13 protein-coding genes are annotated in these 16476 nt (G+C 68.5%); 6 read left to right on the top strand and 7 right to left on the bottom strand.

Translation table 11 applies throughout. From position 1 onward, the window contains the following. Positions 1-116 precede the first annotated feature (116 nt). From BLW75_RS41675 to BLW75_RS41650, 6 genes are all read left to right on the top strand, one after another. The gene (locus tag BLW75_RS41675; protein WP_034322363.1) at positions 117-929 is read left to right on the top strand and encodes an IclR family transcriptional regulator; all 813 of its coding nucleotides are present in this window, start codon (positions 117-119) and stop codon (positions 927-929) included. 35 nt (positions 930-964) lie between these two features. After that, a complete protein-coding gene (locus BLW75_RS41670; RefSeq protein ID WP_034322360.1) occupies positions 965-1789 on the top strand; it encodes an NAD-dependent epimerase/dehydratase family protein in 825 nt (274 codons plus the stop codon). Positions 1790-1949: 160 nt separating this feature from the next. Continuing rightward, positions 1950-2378, top strand: a complete 429-nt coding sequence (locus BLW75_RS41665) for a hypothetical protein (protein ID WP_034322358.1) — start codon at positions 1950-1952, stop codon at positions 2376-2378. An 8-nt stretch (positions 2379-2386) separates the two neighbouring features. Next, positions 2387-2713: an AAA family ATPase gene (locus tag BLW75_RS41660; RefSeq protein WP_091599530.1), complete on the top strand. Its 327-nt coding sequence runs from the start codon at positions 2387-2389 to the stop codon at positions 2711-2713. Positions 2714-2893: 180 nt separating this feature from the next. Next, positions 2894-4342, top strand: a complete 1449-nt coding sequence (locus BLW75_RS41655; protein ID WP_034322356.1) for an amidase — start codon at positions 2894-2896, stop codon at positions 4340-4342. A 10-nt stretch (positions 4343-4352) separates the two neighbouring features. Beyond that, positions 4353-4895, top strand: coding sequence for a GNAT family N-acetyltransferase (locus BLW75_RS41650; protein WP_034322353.1), 543 nt, complete (start codon positions 4353-4355; stop codon positions 4893-4895). A gap of 64 nt (positions 4896-4959) precedes the next feature. Here BLW75_RS41650 and BLW75_RS41645 read toward each other — a convergent pair whose 3' ends face one another. The 7 genes from BLW75_RS41645 to BLW75_RS41615 all read right to left on the bottom strand — a co-directional run bounded on the left by BLW75_RS41645 (position 4960) and on the right by BLW75_RS41615 (position 16466). Continuing rightward, complete coding sequence (locus tag BLW75_RS41645; RefSeq protein ID WP_034322351.1) at positions 4960-5943, bottom strand: peptidylprolyl isomerase; 984 nt, start codon at positions 5941-5943, stop codon at positions 4960-4962. Between the two features lie 60 nt (positions 5944-6003). Next, positions 6004-8295: a glycosyl hydrolase family 95 catalytic domain-containing protein gene (locus BLW75_RS41640; protein WP_034322399.1), complete on the bottom strand. Its 2292-nt coding sequence runs from the start codon at positions 8293-8295 to the stop codon at positions 6004-6006. Positions 8296-8297: 2 nt separating this feature from the next. Then, the gene (locus BLW75_RS41635) at positions 8298-10577 is read right to left on the bottom strand and encodes a glycosyl hydrolase family 95 catalytic domain-containing protein (RefSeq protein ID WP_034322348.1); all 2280 of its coding nucleotides are present in this window, start codon (positions 10575-10577) and stop codon (positions 8298-8300) included. A 123-nt stretch (positions 10578-10700) separates the two neighbouring features. Beyond that, complete coding sequence (locus tag BLW75_RS41630; protein WP_034322345.1) at positions 10701-11381, bottom strand: tyrosine-protein phosphatase; 681 nt, start codon at positions 11379-11381, stop codon at positions 10701-10703. Further along, entirely contained in the window at positions 11378-13900 is a 2523-nt protein-coding gene (locus BLW75_RS41625; protein ID WP_091599527.1) for a PEP/pyruvate-binding domain-containing protein, read from the bottom strand. The genes BLW75_RS41630 and BLW75_RS41625 overlap by 4 nt, the downstream gene beginning before the upstream one ends. Then, positions 13897-14739: a hypothetical protein gene (locus BLW75_RS41620; RefSeq protein WP_241784058.1), complete on the bottom strand. Its 843-nt coding sequence runs from the start codon at positions 14737-14739 to the stop codon at positions 13897-13899. The genes BLW75_RS41625 and BLW75_RS41620 overlap by 4 nt, the downstream gene beginning before the upstream one ends. Positions 14740-15059: 320 nt before the next feature. Beyond that, positions 15060-16466, bottom strand: a complete 1407-nt coding sequence (locus BLW75_RS41615) for a M1 family metallopeptidase (protein WP_034322339.1) — start codon at positions 16464-16466, stop codon at positions 15060-15062. Positions 16467-16476 lie beyond the last annotated feature (10 nt).

Genomic DNA, 16476 nt, shown 5'->3' with positions numbered 1-16476 from the left:
CCTGTTCACATCCATGAACGGAGTCTGTTATAGTGATTATGTTCATCCATAAGAACGCTGTTCGGGACGCTAATATGGCCGGAGTCACAAGTCAACGGCCGGATGGAGGAGCGCGGATGCCGCAGCAGGAAGCCGCTGTCACCGTGGCGAACGGCGCACCCGCCGCCGAACCCGCCGGGGTCAAATCGGCCCGGCGGGCGATCGACCTCATCGAGACCTTCGCCGCGAACGACGTGTGGCTTTCCCTGTCGGATCTCCACGCGCGGACCGGATTTCCCAGGTCGAGCCTGCACGGGCTGCTCCGCACCCTGCTCGAAGCCGGCTGGCTGGAAGTGGACACCAACACCGCCCGTTACCGCCTCGGCGTCCGCGCGCTGATCTGCGGTACGGCCTATCTGGACCGCGACCCGGTCGTCCCGTACGCGACCGAGGCGCTGGAACGGATCAGGGAGAAGACCGGCTACACCGCGCATTTCGCGCGCCGCGAGGGCACCGACGTCGTCTATCTGGAGACGCGCGAGTCCCGGCACTCGACGCATCTCGTGTCCCGCGTCGGCCGTACGCTGCCCACCCACGCGACCGCGCTGGGGAAGGCGTTACTGGCCGAACTGACGCACGACGAGATCGACGGGCTCTTGACCGGAGAGCTGTCGGCGCTCACCCCGAACACCATCACCACCGTCGAGGCGCTGCACGCCGAATGCGCGAAGACCCGCGAACGCGGCTATGCCTCGGAAGTCGAGGAAGGCAGCCTCGGCGTGCGCTGCGTCGCGGCCGTGATCCCGTACCGCATCCCCGGCACCGACGCGATCAGCTGCTCCATGCCGGTCACCGAAGTCACCGACGCCGACGCCCGGCGCGTCGGCGAACTCCTCGCCGAAATCACCGCGGAACTCGGCCAGCAACTGCGCCGCGCCGGTATCCGCTGATCATCCCGTACTTCCTTCACTGACAAGGGGTTCACATGGCAGAGCAGTGCGTCCTGATCACCGGCTCGGCGGGTATCGTCGGCACCCTGATGCGGCCGCGGCTACGCCGTTCCGGCCGGGTGCTGCGGCTGCTCGACCTGGCCGCGCAGCCCGAAGCCGCGGGCGGCGAGGACGTCGAGCTGATCACCGCTTCGGTGACCGACCCGGAGGCGATGGCGGAGGCCTGCGCCGGCGTCGACGCGCTGATCCACCTCGGCGGGCACAGCCGCGAGAACTCGTGGGAAGCCACCCTCGACGTCAACATCAACGGCACCCACACCGTCCTCGAAGCCGCACGGGCCGCCGGTGTGCCGCGCGTGATCCTGGCTTCCAGCAACCATTCCGTCGGCTTCCGCCGCAACGACGAAGCGGGCGAGGACGGCCTCCCCGCCGACTCCACGCCCCGGCCCGACACCTACTACGGCGTCAGCAAGGCGGCCATCGAAGCACTCGGCAGCCTGTACCACTCGCGGTTCGGCATGGACGTGATCGTCATCCGGATCGGCTCCTGCTTCGAAAGCCCGCTCGTCCTCGGCCCGCGCGGCCTGACGACCTGGCTCTCCCCCGACGACGGCGCGCGCCTGTTCGAGGCCTGCCTGAGCTACCCCTCCCCCGGCTACCGGCTGATCTGGGGCGTCTCGGACAACACGCGCCGGGTCTACTCGCTCGCCGAAGCCGAGGCCCTTGGCTACAAGTCGCTCGACAACGCGGAGACCTACGCCGACCAGCTGGCGGACATGCCCGCGCCGACCGGGATCGCTGCGGAGTACATCGGCGGCCCGTTCTGCACCGCGCCGCTGGGGGCATACAACCCCCTCTGAGCCTTTCGGTTCACGTTGGGTAAAGGGTGTGCCCGCCAAGGTGGCGGGCACACCCGGTCCCGTTCCCTGAACCCGCCACGTGAAGCGTTGCCACCACATAGGATCACCTCGGCGTGGCCGGACGTCACGATCTCCGGCGGAAAAGCTGTGGAAGGCAGGCATGTCAACCTTTACGTTCGCGAGCATCGATGTCATCCCGCGGGTAGTGCAGCTCGTGGTGGGCCTGCTCGGCTTGATCCTTTCGGTCAAAGCCCGCTCCCGCGGAGTCTCCGGCCTGATGGTGGGCGCCTTCGTGCTCATGCTCGTCGCGACGGCGGCGGGCATCGTCTGGCGGTTCGTGTCGGTGAACGTGCCGTCCTGGGCCTCGTCCGGCGGCCTTTCCGTCGACGAGATCCAGTGGATCTTCATGGGTGTCGGCATCCCGCTCGACGCCGTCGCGTTGCTCTCCTGGCTCCTGGTCGCCATCGCGGTCGCCAAGAGCGGCCATCCGCCTCGGCACCCGGCCGGTTTCGCGCCTGGCCCCGGGCCGGTCAACTACCCGACGCCGCCACAGCCGGGCTACCCGCCGACTCAGCAGCCGCCGAACTAGAGCGCGTCATGGCGCGCCTGATCCACCTCAACGGCCTCTCGCGCGTGGGAAAGTCGACTCTCGCCCGCCGCTACGCCAACGAACACCCCGGCGCGCTCGCGCTCGATCTGGATGTACTCGCTGGGTTGATCGGCGGATGGCAGGAGAACTTCTTCGCCGCCTTGGAATGGGCCCGTGGCCACGGGCGGGAGTTGGCCACGCGGCACCTGCGCCAGGGATACGACGTGATTCTCCCGCAACTGGTGACCGTCCATGACCGCGATCCGGCTCACACGACCGGAGTCGGGGAAGACCAGTCCTACGCGCGCCTCATGGAAGCACTCGACGCGACTTGAGACGTCCGTCCCGTTGCGCAAAGCGGCATTTCATGGCTCGCACGGGCGAAGTCGCCTCCTTTCAGCGCCGTGACCTGCACTGATCCGCCTGCAGCCGCCGAACGAGTCCACAATAGAGGCCTTTCTGTTGCCTGACTCGGAATTTCGTGCCCCCATGAGCACGTCGATAGCTTCGAATTCATGGAATGGAGCTTTCAGACGGCCGAAGAAATCATTGCCGCATTACGCGCCGGTACGGTGACATCGGCGGAATTGACCGACGAGGCGATCGCCCGGATCGAGCGCGACGACAAGGTGATCAACGCGATCTGCGTGCCGGACTTCGACCGCGCGCGGGCTGCCTCGCACCGTGCCGACCAGGCACGCGCGCGTGGTGAGGATCGACCGCTGCTCGGCGTCCCCGTGACGGTCAAGGAGTCGTACGACATGGCCGGGCTGCCCACGACGTGGGGCATGCCGGCGCACCGTGACCATGTGCCCGCCGAGGATGCGGTGCAGGTGTCGCGGCTCAAGACCGCGGGCGCGGTGGTGCTCGGCAAGACCAATGTGTCGTTGGGGCTGCAGGACATCCAGAGCTTCAACGAGATCTACGGCACCACCGTCAACCCATGGGATCACGATCGGACGCCGGGCGGGTCCTCCGGCGGGTCGGCGGCGGCACTGGCCTCCGGGTTCGGCGCACTGTCCATCGGCTCCGACCTAGGCGGCTCCCTGCGCACGCCCGCGCATTTCTGCGGCGTCTACGCCCACAAGCCGACGCTCGGACTGGCCGCCGGCCGCGGCATGGTCCCACCGTCCGAGCCTGCCTTCCCGACCGACTTCGACCTCGCCGTCGTCGGTCCGATGGCGCGCTCCGCACGGGACCTCGCGCTCCTGCTCGACGTCATGGCCGGACCGGACCCGTTGACGCACGGCGTGGCGCATCGTTCGGTGCTGCCGCCCGCCCGCCACGAGCGGCTTCGCGATTTCCGGGTCCTGGTCATCGACGACCATCCGCTCATTCCGACCGGGGCCGCCGTGCGGGCGGGCGTACGCCGGGTGGCCGACGCGCTCGTCGACGGCGGCGCCCACGTCGCGTCGCGTAGTCCGCTGCTGCCCGACCTGGCCGAGGCCGCGAAGCTCTACATGGAGTTGCTGATTTCGGGCTCTGTAGCGCGTTTCCCCATCGAATCGCTCGAGCAGCCGCAGGCCGAGGCGGACGACAAGAGCCTTGACGCCGTGCGGCTGCGCGCCATGCTGTTCAGCCACAGCGACTGGATGGAGGCGGACAAGCGTCGGGAAGTCCACCGCCACGGCTGGCGGCGGCTGTTCGCCGAGTTCGACGCCGTGGTGTGCCCGATCACGCCGACGCCCGCGTTCCCGCACGACCACCACCCCAATCCGATGGAACGGCGCCTCGACATCGACGGCGTCGAGTACCCGTACTTCGATCAGCTCGTCTGGGCGGGCCTGGCCACCATGCCGGGCCTGCCTGCCACCGCCATACCGGCGGGCCGGTCTCCCGAGGATCTGCCGGTCGGCGTGCAGCTCGTCGGCCCGATGTTCGAAGACCGCACCCCGCTGCGCCTGGCCGAACTGCTCGAACGGGAGATCGGCGGCTTCCGGGCACCGGGCAACGGCGTGCGCTAGGTTGCCGCCCATGACGAAGCTCGATCACGTCGCCTGGCCGCCTGCCCCGATCAAGACCGAGCGGCTCGTGCTTCGCGGGTCCGAGGCTCGGGACCGTGCGGCGTTCATCGAGCTCTTCGCCTCGCCAGAAGTGGGCACGTACATCGGCGGCGCTCGGCCGCGTGAGGAGCTCGAGCGCACGAGCCCCGCGATTCCGGGGCGGCGACCGGGACTGTTCGTCATCGAGCTCGACGGGTCGCTGATCGGCATGATCACGCTAGACCAGCGTGACGCGGAGCGTCCGGGACACCTTCGTCCGGATGGCGGGGAAACCGAGCTCGGCTACTTGATCTTGCCGCAGGCGTGGGGACGCGGGTACGCCGTCGAGGCCTGCGCGGCGGCCCTCGACTGGTTCGCCGAAGCGCTTCCCGGCGAGCCGGTGGTGCTCTGCACGCAGACTGCCAACGAGCGCTCGATGCGCGTCGCGGCGAAGCTCGGCTTCACTGAGGTGGAGCGGTTCGAGGAGTACGGCGCCGAGCAGTGGTTCGGCGTCCGGCACCCGCCGTCTCGCTGAAATGCCGTGAAGGCCTCCTTGCCTACCCTGAGGGTTGGTAAGGAGGCCTTCACGGGAAACCGGTTCAGCCCACCGCGATCGACTGGAACGTCACCGGGATCCGCGGCGGCCCGGTCCCGTCGCCCGGCCCCTTCTCGTCGTCCACCCCGCCGCGAGCGACCTTGTCCAGGGTCTGGAGGCCGGCGTCCGTGATACTCCCGAACACCGTGTACTCCGGCGGCAGTTCCGCTTCACCGAACACCATGAAGAACTGGCTGCCGCCTGTGTCCGGCGCCTGCTTCTTCGCCATGGCGAGGATGCCCCGCCCGTACCTGAGGCCGGAGAAGACCTCGTCCGGAACGGTGTATCCCGGCCCGCCCATTCCGGAGCCTTCCGGGTCTCCGCACTGGAGCATCTGCAGTCCCGTGGTACCGAGCCGGTGGCACGACGTTCCGTCGTAATAACCCTGCTGCGCCAGCGAGAGGAAGCTCGCCACGGTGCACGGCGCGAGCCCGCGGTCCAGCGTCAGCCCGACTTCGCCCGCCGTCGTCTTGAGAGTGACGGCCATCGTGCCGGACGCCGGGGTGGGACCCGCCGCGGGCGGGTTCACCTTCTTCGGCACCGGACCGGAGGTATCCGCCGGGAACGCGCAGTCCGTCGGATCCGGCAGCGGAGTGCTGCGCTGCGGCACCGGAACCCTGTTCGCGGGGATGTTCACCGGGCTCTGTGTCGCCGTGTCCTGCGCACTGGAAGTCGGAGCCGGCGAGGACGACGACGCGGCCGTGCCCTTGTCCTTCGAGTCCGACGAGAAGAACCCCGGCGCAACGTAGCCGGTGATCGCCACGACGGCGACGATCACGACGAGTCCCAGCACACCCAGGCCCACCCAGAGCGCCGTCTTGTTCGACGACGACGGCGGCGGCTGTTGCGGCGCGCCGTACCAGCCTTGCTGCTGGTACGGCTGCTGCGGATAGGGCTGCTGATACTGCTGCTGGGGAGGTTGCCCCTGCGGAGCCCCGGGATCGGGCGCCTGGCCTTCGGGCTCGCCCGGCTGCGGCGGCTGGGACATCTGTGCTCCTGTCGTCCGGAGGAAGTACAGGAACACTCTCGCGTATCGCCGCCCACGACGTCACGGCATCCCCCATGGCGCACTGGCCCCGTTCGCCGGGACCGGCCGGATTTCCAGGTCCGGCCGGTCGTCCGCACGGTGCACGACGGCCTCCTCCCCACGCCGCAGGTCGAGGTGGACGTCCCCGTTCGGCAGCCGCCGCCACCGTTTCGGCCGCCCCCACCGGTCGCGGACGGTCAGCTCCCCGTCCATGTCCGTCCGCAGCACGCAGGGCGCCCCCGCCTCGCTGATGACCTTGACCCAGCGTGTCTTCCCGGCCTGCCGGGAGGCGCTCAGCAGGAAAGCGCCCTCCGTACGGAAGTCGCGCAACGCCGCGTCGGCCCATTCGGCGGGCACGGCCGGGAACAGCCGGATCACCCCGCCCCAGCTCTGCACCAGCATGTCGTGCAGCGACTGCGCGGCCGAAAGCGGCGTCTCGATCACCGGACCGGATTCCTTGTACATCGTGTTCGGCTGGATGTAGCGCCGCTGCAGTTCGCCGAGGTAGAACGCCGCCTTGTCGCCGCGCAGCATCTGCGCCGACATCGACGCGGCGCCGGTGAAGGTATAGCCCTGCAACGCGCCTTCGAAGCCCACCCAGTGGTCGAGCGAGGTCTCGATGATCCGCCGGTGTTCCGGCCGCTCCCAGGTGATCTCGTACAGCGGGTAGATCTGCAGCAGATGCGAATAGTGCCGGTGCGATTTCGCGAACGGCACGCCCGCGCCGATCATGTAGCCGTCGGCGTCGGCCGGATACGGGACGAGCGTGGTCAGCACTTCCCGCCACCGCCGCGCGAGCGGGTCGTCGACGCGCAGTTCCGCCGCCGACTCCAGCAGGGTCTTGCACCCCCAGCGGATCAGCGCGAGGTCGTAGTTGCAGTCCGGCGCGTTCACGCCGTATTCCGGGGAGAACGTCGCCGGTAGATGCAGTTTTCCGTCCGGCCCGGGCGCCAGGAAGTGGAGGTAGTAGTTGATCGCCTTGCGCAGCAGCGGGAACAGGGTTTCCCGCAGGAGGCTCCGGTCCATCGTGTGCCGATAGGACAGCCAGACGTTGTGCAGCGCCCAGGTGAGATTGCCGACCTCCGGAGTCGTCGTCTCCTTGCCGGGGATGCCCACCGGGAACCCCGCGTTCGTCCCGACCGCGCCGTTGAGCAAGGTCATGTCGGTCGTCCGCGGGATGCCCGCCGAATCGTGCTGGTAGGGCTCGGCGACCTGGCTCGTCAGGTTCGCCCGGAACTTGCCGAGCGCGTGACTCACCGCGTCCAGTTCGAGGTGATTGGACCCGTGGATGAGCCAGTACTCCAGCTGGACGTTGAGGTTCCACCAGGTCGCGGGCCACGGGGTCGGCTCCAGCCACGGTCCGCAGGTCGCCATCACCGGCGCTTCCCGGCGCGCGGCGGAGGCGATCTTGTACAGCTGGATCCAGTAGAAGCTCTGGAGCCGGGTGTCCGGAACGGACAGGAAACCGTGCCGATAGTAGTCGTGCCACCAGCGACGATGCCCGGCCGTCAACGCGGAGAACGGTTCTGCCCGGCGGATCGTCTTCAACGCCTCTCGCGCCGCCGTCCGCTTCGGAAACGACCAAGCCACGGACGTGTACAGCGTCCGCTTCGATCCGCGGGCGACCTCGCGCCACGCCGTGACGTGCTCACCGCCCGACAGGAGCGTTTGCACGGAAAGCCTGCTGTCACCGCTGCTTTCCAGGCGCGCGGGCGGGTTGGCGACGTACCCGGCCGGCGGCGGCTTCCCGAACTTCGGATCCGTTCTCGGGCTCACCGCCTCGGCGGGGTGGAAGATCCACGCGAAGCCGCGCTCGCCCTCGGACGGCTCGATCTCGACGGCCAGCAGCGACTGTCCGGTGTGGACGATCGCGCGCAGTGCGAGACTGCCCGCCGAGGTGGTGATCGTGCCTCTGAGTTCGGCGTTCCAGAGGTCCATCCGCCAGTCGAGCCCGGTGATGGCGCCGACCGGTTCGAGGGTGAAGTATCCGATCGGCAGCCGCGCGAGCCCGAACAGGGAACCGAACTCCGGCCGGTGATCCTGCACCTCGCTGTGCTGGACGGTGAACCGGACGGCGTTGCGGCCCGGTTCGGCGTAGATGCCCGAGCCGAGGAAACCGTTGCCCAGGAAGGGGCCTTCGTACCAGCTCTTCGGCATGCGCCGCCAGATCAAGTCGGCCGCGCCGAGGAAACCGGGCCAGTCGAGGCCGCCGAGCGCGAAGTCGTTCTCCGCCGCCGACGCCGGTGGCGCGAATCCGGCCGCCGCCACGCCCGCCAGCGCCCCGCCGAGCATCGTCCTGCGCGTGATGTCCATCTTCAGACCCCCCATGCCGGAGTTCCACGATCACCAGGAACGTCCCGTGGTTCCAGCGCCGGACGCGTTCCGCGTCGCAGGACGACGGCCGTCCCGCCGCGGCCGAGCGGGATCGAGATCGTGCCGGGACCCGCGTGCCGCCAGGGAAGCCGCCGTCCGCGCCCGTCACGGACCTCGATGTCACCGGAGATCCCATGCCGCAGCGTGAGCGGCTCCCCCGCCTCACTGCGGACGCGGATCCATTGGGTCGCGCCGTTCGCGCGGGAAGCGTCCACAAGGAAGGCGCCCTCCGCGCGCAGGCTCTCGAAGGACGCGTCCGGCCACGTCGACGAGACCGAGGGGAACACCTTGAGCACTCCGTGATCGCCTTGCAGCAGCATGTCCACTATGGACTGTGCGGCGGTGATGGGGCTTTCGATCGCGAGGTTCGCGCCCTCGCGGTACATCGTGTTCGGCGTCAGCTGCGTGTTGGCCACGACGGTCCCGTCGAGGAAGATCTTCAGATACCGCAGGGCTTCCTCCGGCGCGTCCATCACGGAACTCATCGACGACGCCGCCGCGAAACTGTAGCCGTGCCATTTCGCCTGCGCGCCGGACCAGTGCGCGAAAGTGCGGCGCATGATGTCCCGGTCACCGGGACGGTCCCAGAGTTTCTCCCGCAGCGGATAGAGCCAGAGCAGATGTGAGAAGTGCCGATGCGAGTCGGCCAGCGGGACACCTTCGCCGATCAGCACGCCTTGTGCGGGATCCTGGTGGTACGGCACCAGTTTCTCGCCGATCTCCCGCCACGCCGGCACCCTCGGGTCGTCGATCCGCAGCTTGGCCGCCGATTCGACGAGGGTGCGCGCGGCCCAGCGGATCAACGAGAGGTCATAGGCGCAGTCGGCCGCGTCGGCGTACTCGGGTGACCTCGTCATCGGCAGGTGCAAGGCACCGTCCTGGCCGGTCGCGAGGAAGTGGCGGTAGTAGTTGAGCGCCTTGGCGAGCGTCGGATACAGCACGTCGCGCAGGACGCGGACGTCCATGCTGTGCCGGTACGCGAGCCAGACGTTGTGCAGGCCCCAGATCAGGTTGCCGGTCTGGTCGTTCTTGGTGGCGGGGCCCGGAACGCCGACCGCGCGGGTACCGCCGGGCCGCAACCGCCAGTCCCCCGGATGCGAGAGGGCGTATGTGTCGCCGTCCCGGTAGGCGGGAGGGACCGAGAATTCGAGGTTGGCGTGGTCGCGGCGGAAGGTCGCGGTGACGGCGTCGAGTTCGGGATGGTTGCTGCTGTTGACGATCGGGTACGTGACCTGGACGTTGAGGTTCCACCACACCGCCGTCCAACTGTTGCCGACCTCCGGGAACCACGGCCCCCATTCGGCGACGACCGGCCCGTTCGCACGGGTGGCGCAGGCGGTCTTGTACAGCTGGATCCAGTAGAACCGCTGGACCCGCTTGTCCGGAACGGACACGAAACTGCGGCGGTAGAAGGCGTTCCACCAGCGTCGATGGCCGGCGACGAGCCCGTCCGGGTGCACCGCCGACGCGCGATCGACCCTCCTGATCGCCTCGGCGGTATGGGTCGGCTCAGGGAACGCGTACGCGACCGTCGCCGCCAGGAGCCGTCGCGTGCCGATCTTCCGCTCACGCCACGCCGTCGTGTACCCGCCGCCCGCGTGGAGTGGCTGCTCGCAATACCGGACCTCGCCCGCACTGGCCGGCTTCGGAACGGGGTTGGCCGTGTACTCGGGCGGCTTGCGGATCGTCCTGGTGGTCGCCGATTCGAGCGGCGTGAATCCCCATTCCGCGGACGCCTCCCCGGTGAGCGAGACGAGGAGGAGATCCCGGTCGTTGTGGACCAGCGCGGAGAACCGCACCGACCCCCGGGTGGTGGTGATCGTGCCGCCGAGTTCGGCGTTGTACAGGTCCAGATGCCAGTCCACCGCCGTGATCGCGCCCTCGAAGGTGAGGGTGAGAAAGCCGATCGGGAGCCGCGAGTACCCGATGCCCGCTTCCCACTGCCCGCGCTGGTCCTGGACCTGGGAATGGCCGAGCATCACCTTGAGAACGTTCGGCTGCGCGCCCGCGTAGAACTGCACGCCGAGGAAGCCGTTGCCGAGGAACGGGCCCTCCTGCCAGTTCTTCGGCATCCGCCTCCAGCGCATGCACGCGTCGTCGACGATCCGGCGATGGACGTCCTGTCCGGCGAGCGCCGGCGGAGCCCCCTGAGCCCAAAGACCACCGAGCGCGGCCGCCCCCGCCGCGACCCTCAGCATCGATCGTCTGGACAGCTTGACCATGGGGCGCCTCCAGATTCGTACTACGTTTACCGCAGATCAAGTCCTGGCGACCGGCATGTTTCCAGAAATAGCCGGGCTTTGACCACCCCCTTCACTCGCGCAGCGGTACATACATCGGATGTCTTACCGGACAATTCCTCTGTCGTTGAGTAAATTCCCGCGCAGTGCCCGGACCGCGGCGTCGGACACGCCACGTTGCCGCGCCCAGCCCGCGAAGCCGCCGAAGTCTTCCTCAACGGTGTCCAGCAAGGCGTTGATCGTGCCCTCCGTGCACCGGAAGAGTTCCTCCGGCAACCCGAGGGAGCGGAACCGCGCGATCACCCGGGGCAGGCTGTACGCGCTGCGCAGGTAGTCGCGGACGATCACCTCCCGCGACGCCCCGGCGAGGCCGAGCACGAGGGCCGTGACGATCCCGGTCCGGTCCTTGCCCGACGCGCAGTGCACCACGACGGGCCGGACCAGCAGGACCGCGAGGATCTCGACGGCGACCGCGAGGTTGTCGTCGTGCCGGAGGTGATCGGCGTAGATCTCCTCCAGCGCACTCGATCGTCCTTTTCGGACAGATCGGAGCGGCACGTTCACATAGCGGACGCCGGGCAGATCCGCCCGGCCCTCGCTGACGGTCTCGGCGCTGGAGCGAAGGTCGAGGACCCCTTCGATGCCGAACCGTTCGAGCAGGAGTTCCTTGTCGGTGGCGGTCAGCGCCTGCAAGGTGTCGCTGCGGAACAGCCTTCCTCGCCGGATCGGCCCGTCGCCGGCGTCGCGGAAGTTGAACGCGCCGGTGAGCGGGGAGGCGACCGTCACCGGGACTCCTCACCGAACCTGATCGTCCCCGCCGAACCGTCGACGGTGATCACCTGCCCGGTGGTGATCAGCGCGGTCGCGCCGGGAACGCCCACCACAGCCGGAATCCCGTGCTCCCTGGCCACAGTGGTGCCGTGCGAGATCATCCCGCCCGTTTCGGTCACCAGCGCGGCCGCCGTCAGGAACAGCGGCGTCCACCCGGGATCCGTCGTCGCGGCGACCAGGATCTCGCCCGGCTCGATCCGTGCTCCGTCGGGATCGTGGATCACCCGCGCCCGGCCCGTCGCCACCCCGGCCGCCGCGGCCAGGCCGGTGAGACCGCTGCCCGGATCGGCTTCGAGGGCGGGCGCGGTGCCGTCGGAAAGCACGACCGAAGGCACCCTGGGCCTGCGGGATTCTCGTTCCCAAAGCCGGCGGCGCCACGCCACGGTCGCCTGGAAATCCCTGCCGCTCAAGGCTTCCCTGACTTCGGCGAGATCGAGGAACATCACGTCGCCGGCCTGCTCCAGCCGCTCCGCACGGACGATCTCCTCTCCGACGAGGAGCAGTTGCGTCCGGAGCGCGGCGAAACCGCGCATCAGGCAGAACTTCGGGAACTCGCGCAGTCCCCGCAACCGCCTCGACCTGCGGAGCAGAAAGCGCGCGAGGACCGCTCGGTGCAGCTCGGTCACCGGGAGACGGCGAGTGAGTTCGACGATCCGCGCTTCGGCCGCCGCGGCCGCGTGCTCGAACCGGGTTTCCGCGTCCTGCCCTTCACCTTCCGCGCGAAGCAGATTCGACAGCATCGCGAAAACCGGCTCGGGATCATCTGCCCAGCGGGGAACACCGAAGTCGATCTCCGAGGTGGCACGGCAGCCGTATTCCGTCAGGAACGCGGCGACGCCCTGCTGGATCACGTCCGGCAGGGTCCCGGCGAGTTGTTTGGCGGCGAGTTCGCCGGGCGCGGTCTCCAGTAAGAACCGGAGGGCCTCCTCGTCGCGCCGGATCGCCGTCGCCGCCCGCCACAACGCCAGATCCATCTCGGTGGTCGGATTGTGCGGAACACCACGAAAGACGGCGGCCACCTCGGACTCGTCCACGTGACCGCGCAGCAGCCGCCCGGCCAGCTGCCCGCCGGTCGCGCCCGCGGTATTGGCGTCACGAGGGAGATCCGCCTCGATCCGGCAGACGTCACGCCGGACGGATTCCACAAAGGACAACCGTTCGTCCGCGGTCGCCTCGGCCGGCCCCGCGAAGGCGGCGATCCGCCGTTCGCCGTCGCGGACGACCTCGGCACGAGCCCGATCCGGCCACAGCCACGCGAGGACCATCCGTTCCCAGCGGCGGCGCCGTTTCTTCGGCGGGGCATCGTGACCCGAAGGCACTGACGGGAACCGGCGATCACGACCGAGCTGCTCGACGATCCGGCCCGACGGCGCCGCGAGGCTGTCGGCGAACGCGGCCATCTTCGACCGCTTCGCCGGGTTCCGCACGCCTTCGGTGATGTCCCAGTACAGCCATCCGTCCACATCGGTGATCTCTTCGGAGAAGCCGAGCGCGGTCATGTACACCGCCATTCCCCGCTGGCGCTCCCGGATCATGGACGCGCCCATCGGCGTGAAGGGACGGCTGATCCCCTGGTAGACGTTGACCGACCAGTACGCGCGCAGTTCCTCGCTCTCCGGGACCGGGAACAGCGTGGTGATATGCCGCGACTGGGTCAGCCAAAGCTCGCCCTCACCGTCGAACGCCCACTCGACGTCCTGCGGCGCGCCGAAATGCCTCTCCAGTTTCCTGCCGACCGCCGCGAGCGCGCTCAGTCGCGACGGCGTCAGGCAGCCGTCTTCCGGCCCCTCCACGGTTTCGCCCTCGACGCCCAGCCGATAGTGGTCCGGAGTCACCGCACCGGACACGACCGCTTCGCCCAGCCCGGGGGCGCCGTCGATGATCACTTCGGATCGCTTGCCCGACACGGGATTCGCCGTGTACAGGACGCCGGCGCATTCGGCGTCGACCAGCCGCTGCACGATCACCGCGATGGTGGGAGCGAGATCGGTGTCGTGCGTCGCGCGGTACCTCACCGCCCGGTCCGCCCACAGCGACGCCCAGCAACGGCGCACCGCGGCGAGCACCTCTCCGGCGCCCCGTATGCCGAGGAAAGTGTCGTACTGACCCGCGAAACTGGCGTCCGGCAGATCCTCGGCGGTCGACGAAGACCGCACCGCGACCGGCCCGTCCGGTGAAAGCCTTTCGTACGCCTCGACGATCGCGGTTTCGAGCCGTTCCGGGATAGGTACGGTCAGCACATGGGCCCGCAAGCGGCTCGCCGACCTTCCCGCGGCGTCGGGCGGCACACTGGCCAGCTCACCGAGCAGCCGCGGCCCCTCTCCGTGGGCCAGCACCTGCCGGTACGCGGCGGTCGTGACGCAGAAACCCTCCGGCACGGGAAAACCCGCCGAAGTCATCTCCGCGAGATTCGCCGCTTTGCCACCGACGAGGTCGCGCGGGCAGGCTCCCGCTTCGGCGAGCTCGAGAATCACTTTCGTTCCTCCCAGGGGATGTTCGCTTGACCCAAGCCTGCATCCTCAACCTGGGTTGAGTTCAACTGCCGAGCCTCGTACGCCGCACGAAGCTCTGCCGCGACCTCCTCGGGCTCTGTCCGGAGACGGCTGGGCAGGGTCTGCAGCAGCGCGATCCCCGCTGCGGCATACCTGGCGTTTCTGTCCAAAGTCTTCGCATAGTCCTCCTTCGCGAAGTGGAAGTCGTAGGAGTCGATCTCCCAAGCGAGCCGGATCTTCTTGAAGTAGCCATCGGGGGTTCCGATGTACTCGCCGCTTCCGTCCCGGAGCGGCTGGTTCCAGACCGGTTCGGGCAGACCGGAGAGCCGCCACACGTTCATCGCGTCGATTTCGGCGACCGAGCGGGCTCCCCTGATGACGTCACGCAGTACCTCGCGAGGCAGCGCGCTACCTCTATCACTGCCCGCTTCGAGCTCTCGGACAAGGACCTCGGGGTTCAGCCGCCCTCGCTGAACGGCTTCGGTCAGCAAGGCCCGGACCGGATCGGGCGTGGTCAACCGGCGGCATTGATCAAGGACCGCCCGGACGAGTGGCGCCATCGCCATTCCATCCACGACGACCGGCCGGGGCATGCGCGTGGTCCGCTCCACGGTCACCGGACCGACGCTGCTGACCTTGCAGGAGGCGGGAACCAGCAACTGGATTCCGTTGGCCGCGATTCCCGGTCCCCGCAAGCCCTGGCGTCGGCAAGCTTCGAGACCTGTGACGAGTGCCTGCGTCCCGCCGTAGAGCAGGGCTCCGTCGACCCACTGACGCCGGGTCGGGCTACCGGAACCGAGCAGCAGGACTCCCGGAAGCAAGCGCTGCCAAGGCTGCCCTGGCCGACATCGCCGGTAGCACGTCTTCCGGGGAACGCCGAACTCCACCGGGCGCGCGACAGTGATCACTCCACCACGACTCAGCTCCCACAGAGCCTCGCGATCGTCTCGCCATTCGCCGGTCAACACCACATACGCGATCGTGGATCTCCCGGCCCATTCCGCGCCAGCCCTGATCCGCGAGCCTGTGGACAACTCGCCCCACCAGCACTCCCTGTGGACAACTCCCGAGGGGTTCCCAATGTCGCATTTGAGACGCTGAGCGTCTCAAATGCGACATTGGGAACCCTCAAGCGAACGCGTCAGGGCAAGGCAGGCAGCGCTGGAGCGTCCAGCCAAGCATCGAAGAACCCAGCCAGCGAGCGACCGGCGAAGCGTTCAGCAAGCGCCACAAAAGCCGCGGTGGTCACCAGACCGTGCCGGTTCTCCACCGCCCAAGCCTTCACCAGCGGGAAGAACACCGCGTCGCCGACGGTGTAACGCAAGGCGTGCAACAGAAGGCCGCCGCGTTTGTACACGCGCTCGTCGAACATCCGCGCCACGCCAGGGTCGGAGAGACGCAGATCCGCGGGCTTCACCTTCATCCGCGCGTGCCAGGTCTTCGCCCACTCGTGCGCGCTCTGCCCGCCGGATTCCTCGGACCAGAGCCATTCCGCGTAGGTCGCGAAGCCTTCGTTCAACCAGATGTGCCGCCAGTCGGCGACGGTCAGGCTGTTGCCGAACCACTGGTGGGCGAGTTCGTGCACTACGAGTCGTTCGTGCGTGCGCCGCCCGTCGACGTGGTTGGCGCCGAAGATCGACATGCCCTGTGCCTCGATCGGGTCGTCGAGTACGTCGTCGGTGACGACGACGACGTACTCGCCGAAGGGATACGGCCCGAACAGTCGTTGCAGCGAGTCCATGATCCGGCCCTGTCGCCCGAAATCACGCGCGAACGCCCGGCGCAGACGCGGCGGCACGGCGGCCCGTTGCGGGACCGAGGTGACCACGGAGCCGCCGTCGAGGTTGATCCGGAACGCCTCGACGGAAGGTTGCGAGAACCAGCCGGGCTGAGGACCGGAGACGAGTTCGACGTCGTCGTACCGTCCTATTTGGACACTCATCAGATACGTCGGCGTCGGCTCGGGCCGTTCGAAGACCCATTTCGTGGTACTCGCGCGTTCGTGTCGCGCCACCAGGTTCCCGGTGACGACCACGAGATACGGCGAAGACGTCGTCAGCGCGACACGATAGGTCGCCTTGTCCGAAGGGTGGTCGTTGCACGGGAACCACGACGGCGCACCGACCGGCTGACTCGCGACGAGCGAACCGTCGGTCAGTTCGTCCCAGCCGATGTCGCCCCACAGCCCGGGGAGGGGCCGCGGATTGCCGACGTAGTGGACCTCGACCACGAACTCGCTGCCGAGCGCCAGCGACTTCGCCGGCTTCACCTGCAGTTTGTGCGCGCGCCGCAGGTACTTGGCCGGTTTCCCGTTGACCAGCACCCGGTTGATCCGGAACTCGCCGAAGTCGAGTGTGAACCGCGACAGCGCCTGCGTCGCCTCCGCGGTGATGGCCGCGGAGGCCGACAGCCGGTTGGGACCGATCTTGTAGTCCAGCTCCAGATCGTAGTGCCGGACCCGGTAACCGCCGTTGCCGTGACGAGGCAGGTAGGAGTCGCCGGAGGTGTCCGCGCCGGGCGAGGGCTGCGCGGAGGCCTTCGAAATCACCCGCGAAAGA

Origin of the sequence: Amycolatopsis lurida (assembly GCF_900105055.1) — a bacterium.
GTDB classification, from domain to species: Bacteria; Actinomycetota; Actinomycetes; order Mycobacteriales; family Pseudonocardiaceae; genus Amycolatopsis; species Amycolatopsis lurida.
Note: the sequence above shows the minus strand (reverse complement) of the source record. Positions and strands in the feature narration are given on the sequence as shown.